General features: G+C 39.3%; 1 tRNA gene. It reads left to right on the top strand.

Annotation, left to right across the window (positions count from 1 at the left end):
- Window positions 1-42: 42 nt before the first annotated feature.
- A tRNA-Ile gene (locus H4J67_RS20115) sits at window positions 43-119 on the top strand.
- Window positions 120-349: the final 230 nt, after the last annotated feature.

Consider the following 349-nt stretch of genomic DNA (forward strand, 5'->3'; position numbering starts at 1 on the left):
AACAAATTAGAAGAAGAAAGCCCTTGGGCTTGCTAATAAGATAGGTCTGTAGCTCAGCTGGTTAGAGCGCACCCCTGATAAGGGTGAGGTCGGCAGTTCAAGTCTGCCCAGACCTACCAATTCATACGCTGAATTGATTAATCTTCTTCATTAAAGAAAAGACCAAATTAAGGTTTACTTTCGTCATGCTGAACGTGTTTCAGTGTCTGGTGAGTGAATATTAATTTGGTTTTTTAAACCAAGTCTTTGGCGAATGCGCCCAAATGACAAGTTCTTTAACAATCTGGAAAGCTGATATAAATAAAGTATTTATGTCGTAATGAACGGTGTCGCGCTGTGATTTACATAT

The sequence above is a fragment of the Colwellia sp. BRX10-4 genome, from assembly GCF_014077465.1.
GTDB lineage: Bacteria > Pseudomonadota > Gammaproteobacteria > Enterobacterales > Alteromonadaceae > Colwellia_A.